At 74.0% G+C, this 4,539-nt stretch carries 4 protein-coding genes and 1 pseudogene; 1 reads left to right on the forward strand and 4 read right to left on the reverse strand.

The window, feature by feature from the left end:
• A partial coding sequence (locus tag ACVNF4_RS32810) for an SGNH/GDSL hydrolase family protein (protein WP_461806526.1) occupies window positions 1-923 on the forward strand: 923 nt, incomplete at its 5' end.
• Between the two features lie 41 nt (window positions 924-964).
• Here the strand turns inward: ACVNF4_RS32810 and ACVNF4_RS32815 are convergent.
• The 4 genes and pseudogenes from ACVNF4_RS32815 to ACVNF4_RS32830 all read right to left on the reverse strand — a co-directional run.
• The gene (locus ACVNF4_RS32815) at window positions 965-1,744 is read right to left on the reverse strand and encodes an exodeoxyribonuclease III (protein ID WP_461806527.1); all 780 of its coding nucleotides are present in this window, start codon (window positions 1,742-1,744) and stop codon (window positions 965-967) included.
• A gap of 30 nt (window positions 1,745-1,774) precedes the next feature.
• Window positions 1,775-2,410 carry an MBL fold metallo-hydrolase gene (locus ACVNF4_RS32820; RefSeq protein ID WP_461806528.1) on the reverse strand — a complete coding sequence of 212 codons (636 nt, stop codon included), beginning with the start codon at window positions 2,408-2,410 and terminating at the stop codon, window positions 1,775-1,777.
• A gap of 53 nt (window positions 2,411-2,463) precedes the next feature.
• Window positions 2,464-3,738, reverse strand: coding sequence for a bifunctional 3-oxoadipate enol-lactonase/4-carboxymuconolactone decarboxylase PcaDC (gene pcaDC, locus ACVNF4_RS32825; protein ID WP_461806529.1), 1,275 nt, complete (start codon window positions 3,736-3,738; stop codon window positions 2,464-2,466).
• Between the two features lie 405 nt (window positions 3,739-4,143).
• Window positions 4,144-4,539 (reverse strand): annotated as a pseudogene (locus ACVNF4_RS32830) (hypothetical protein); the annotation flags it as partial.

Consider the following 4,539-nt stretch of genomic DNA (forward strand, 5'->3'; position numbering starts at 1 on the left):
CGGCCGTGGAGGGCGTCCCCGTGCCCGTGGCCTTCGCCGGCTCCGCCGGGGTCGAGATCCCCGCCGGGGCGCAGGCCCTCAGCGATCCGCTGGACCTCGCCGTGCCGGCGGGCGCCGATCTGCTGGTGAGCTTCCATCTGCCGGACACGGTGACCGCGCTGCCCACGCACCGGTTCGCCTCGCAGCGGTCGTACGTCAGCGCGCGGGGTGATCACACAGCGGACCGCGCGGGGACGTCGTACACGTCGGAAATCACCGCGTGGCCGCTGCTGACCGGGGTGGACGTCGCGGGCGGGCCCGGGAGCGTCGTCCTGCTGGGGGACTCGATCACCGACGGGTACCTGTCGACGGCGGACGCGAACCGGCGGTGGCCCGACGCCCTCGCGGCGCGGCTGCGGCGGCAGCGGGCGGTGCCGGTGTACGGCGTGCTGAACGCCGGGATCGCGGGGAACCGGGTGAGCGCCGACGGCCGCTCCGGGAACGGGGTCTCGCCCGCCTCGTCGGGGGTGTCGGCGCTCGCGCGGCTGGAGCGGGACGTGTTCTCGCGGCCCTCGGTGCGCACGCTGGTCGTCTTCGAGGGGATCAACGACCTGCGCCGGGGCGGCTCGGCGGACGACGTGACCGACGGGCTGCGGGAGATCGCCGAGCGGGCCCGGGAGCGCGGGATACGGGTCCTGGGCGCGACGCTGCTGCCGTGCGCGGACCGGAGATGCACCCCTGAGCTGCAAGAGGCCCGGGAGGAGGTCAACGCGTGGATCCGCGACGGCGACGCCTTCGACGCCGTCCTCGACTTCGACGCGGCCCTCCGGGACCCCGCCGACCCGTCCCGGCTGCTGCCCGCGTACGACAACGGGGACCGGCTGCACCCGTCGGACGCGGGGTACGCGGCGCTGGCGGCGGCGGTGGACCTGACGGAGCTGTGAGGGGCGGAGGGGGCGGCGCGCGGGCGTGCGCCTCTCCCCCGCTACACCTCCAGGTCGACGACCACCGGCGCGTGGTCCGACGCGCCCTTGCCCTTGCGTTCGTCGCGGTCCACGTACGCGTCCTTGACGGCCTCGGCGAAGGGTTCGTTGCCGTAGACAAGGTCGATGCGCATGCCGCGGTTCTTGGGGAAGGCGAGCTGGCGGTAGTCCCAGTAGGTGTACGGGTGGTCGTACTTGAGGGGTCGGGGGACGACGTCCGTGAGGCCCGTCTCGCGCAGGGCCGCGAGGGCGGCGCGCTCGGCGGGGGTGACGTGGGTGAGGCCCTCGAAGACGGCCACGTCGTAGACGTCGTCGTCCGTGGGAGCCACGTTGTAGTCGCCCAGGACGGCGAACGGACGGCCGCCCGCCGCGTCGTCCGCGACGGCCGCCTTGAGGGCCTCGAACCACTGGAGCTTGTACGCGTAGTGCGCGTGGTCGACCTCGCGGCCGTTCGGCACGTACACCGACCAGACGCGCACCGGACCGCAGGTCGCCGACAGCGCGCGGGGCTCGTCCGCGCCGTCGTACTGCGGACCGCCGGGCAGGCCCTTGACGACATCCTCCAGGCCGACCCGGGAGAGCACCGCCACGCCGTTCCACCGGCCCGTCGCGTTCACCGCCGCCTCGTACCCGGCCTCGCGCAGCGCCTCGAACGGGAACTGCTCCTCGGCGAGCTTGGCCTCCTGGAGGCACAGCACGTCCGTGCCGCTGCTCTCCAGCCAGGCCAGGAGCCTCGGCAGGCGGGCGGTGATCGAGTTCACGTTCCAGGTCGCGATGCGCATGCCCGACAACCTACCGGGCCCCACTGACACTCACAGCGAGGTGCTCTCCCCGGGCGCCAGCCGGCCGTGCTCGGCACCGCCCAGCGAGCCGATCTGGTTGTCGTAGATCGGGCGCGCGAGGTCGGTCAGGAGGGCGTCGTGGATGTCGTACGCGCGCGTGGGCTTCACTTCGCGGACGTAGTCGATCACCTCGGAGATCTTGCTCCAAGGGGCCATCACCGGGAGCATCAGGGTCTCCACGGCGTGGTCGGGGACGGTGAGCGCGTCGCCGGGGTGGAAGACGCGGCCGTCGTCGATCAGGTAGCCGACGTTCGTGAGGCGCGGGAGGTCGGGGTGGATGACGGCGTGCAGTTCGCCGTGGACCTGGACGTCGAAGCCGGCCGCGGTGAACGTGTCGCCGTGGCCGACGGTGTGCACGCGCCCCGGGAACGCCGCCGCGAGCTGCTCGGCGACCGCGCGCAGGGTCCAGATCTCGGCCTCCGGGTTCGCCTCCAGGGCGGCCCTCAGGTGGGCCTCGCTGAAGTGGTCCGGGTGCTCGTGCGTGACCAGGACGGCGTCGGCGCCGACGGCCGCGTCCGGCTCGCTGAACACGCCGGGGTCCAGGACGAGGGTGCGGCCGTCCTTCTCCAGGCGGACACAGGCGTGCGACTTCTTGGTGAGCTGGATGGACTTCGTCATGGGCCCATCCTGCATCCCGGGAAGCCCTTACGGGTCACCCCCTACTCCTGAGGTGTCGTCTCCTCCCGGATGACCTGCTGGGCCACCCGGAACGCGCTGTTGGCCGCGGGCACCCCGCAGTAGACGGCGGCGTGCAGCAGGACCTCCTTGATCTCGTCCGGGGTGAGGCCGTTGCGCAGGGCGGCGCGGGTGTGGAAGGCGAGTTCGTCGAGGTGGCCACCCGCGACGAGGGCGGTGAGGGTGACGCAGCTGCGGGCCCGCCGGTCCAGTCCCGGACGGTCCCAGATCTCACCCCAGGCGTACCGGGTGATGAACTCCTGGAAGTCGCCGGAGAAGTCGTCCGCCTGGGACAGCGCCCGGTCCACGTGCGCGTCGCCGAGCACCTCGCGGCGGACCTTCAGACCCGAGTCGTACGGGTCCGGGCGGCCCATGACCTGGTCGGTGGCCACGGGCGGCGCCGGGGCGGGCTCCGCGACCGGGGCGGCGGGCTGCTGCGGAAGTACTACGGGTACCCCCGGGACGACCGTCTGGCCGGTGTCGTAGCCGGGCTGCCAGGCCGTCGAGAAGTGCCGCACCAGCAGATCGGTGACGGCGGCCGGCTGCTCGACCGGCACGAGGTGCGAGGCGCCGGGGACGACGGCGAGGCGGGCGTCCGGTATCCCGGCGACCAGCGTGCGCGCCTCGGCGGGGCCGGTGACCTGGTCGTCGGAGCCGACGAGGACCAGCGTCGGAACCCCGACCAGGCCCAGCTCGTGCCGGACGTCGAAGGCGGCGAGGGCCTCGCAGGAGGCGATGTAGCAGCCGGGGTCGGTGGTGCGGACCATCTGGACGGCCCAGTCGGTGATCGCGGGCTGCGCGGCGGCGAACCCGGCCGTGAACCAGCGGTCGGGCGAGGTGCGGGCGATCGGGTCGAGGCCGTTGGTGCGGACGATGACCCCGCGCTGGCGGAACTCGTCGGCCGTGCCGAACCGGGGGGAGGACGCGATCAGCGCGAGCGAGGCGAGCCGCTCGGGGTGACGCAGGGCGAGTTCCACGCCGACGGCGCCGGCGAGCGCGCAGCCCGCGAAGCCGAAGCGCTGCACACCGAGCGCGTCGAGGGTGGCCAGCAGGCGGGCGGTCAGGTCGGCGACCGAGCCGGCCGGGTAGGCGGGGGCGCCGCCGTGACCGGGCAGGTCGAATCTGAACACCCGCCACTGCTTGGTGAGTTCGGGAATCTGCCGGTCCCACATGTGCCAGGTCGTGCCGAGCGAGGGACCCAGGATGAGCACCGGGGCGTCGTCCGGCCCGTCGAAGCGGTACTGGAGGGTGGGTGTCACCTGCCCGGCCTGCGGCGGGGACACGGGCGCGGCGGCGGGCAGCGCGCTCACCGCGACGCCGGGCAGCACGGCCGCCGCCAGACCCGGGAGCGCGGTCGCGGGGGTGGGGGTCTTCGTCTCACTCACCGCTCCACGCTAACCGCCCCACGCACCGTCCGGCCCACGACCCCCTCCAACTCCGGCCGCTCCACCGCCGGATCACCGCACGACCCGGGGCGAACCGGCACACGGTCTTCACGAAGAGTCGGGGCGAGGGGACGCCGGCTCACCTCTACGGAGAGGGCGTGCCCGACCGGGGCGGCGAGGCCGGGGGACCTGTTCGGAAAAGCGGGCGGTCGGCCAACCGCCCGGGAGGCGGTCTCAGTTGGAGCGGGATGCGCTTCCCTTGCGGGGGTCTGCGTCCGGTCACACGTCTCCCGGTGGGTTCGCCGTCGTGAGGGCGTCGATCGGGTCGTAGGCGGGCTCGCCCCGGGGCCACCAGTTCTCGTCGCCCGGTTCCGATTCGTACGCGTACCACAAGCCGTCCTGGCCGTACCGGAGTTGGAGGTGGCCGACGGGGTGGGTGAGGTGGTTGCGCCAGGGGCGGAAGGCGGGGCGGCCGGTGGACAGGAGGAGAGGGCGGGCACGGTCGAAGCGGCCGGCGGGCGGGTCCCAGGGTTCCTCCAGGACGGCGAGCCCGTCGAGGCCGCCCTGACGCCAGGCGGCGACCGCGCGGGCCAGGTCGCCCGAGGTGCGGCCGGTGGCGGCGGCGAGGGAGGAGTACAGGGCGCGGGTCGCGGCGGTGAGGCCGGAGCCGGGGCG

This window comes from Streptomyces sp. S6, from assembly GCF_054880855.1.

Bases quoted from the DNA above. Each gene is read 5' to 3' on its own strand.
- ACVNF4_RS32815 (WP_461806527.1), bottom strand. From the start codon at position 1,744: ATGCGCATCGCGACCTGGAACGTGAACTCGATCACCGCCCGCCTGCCG.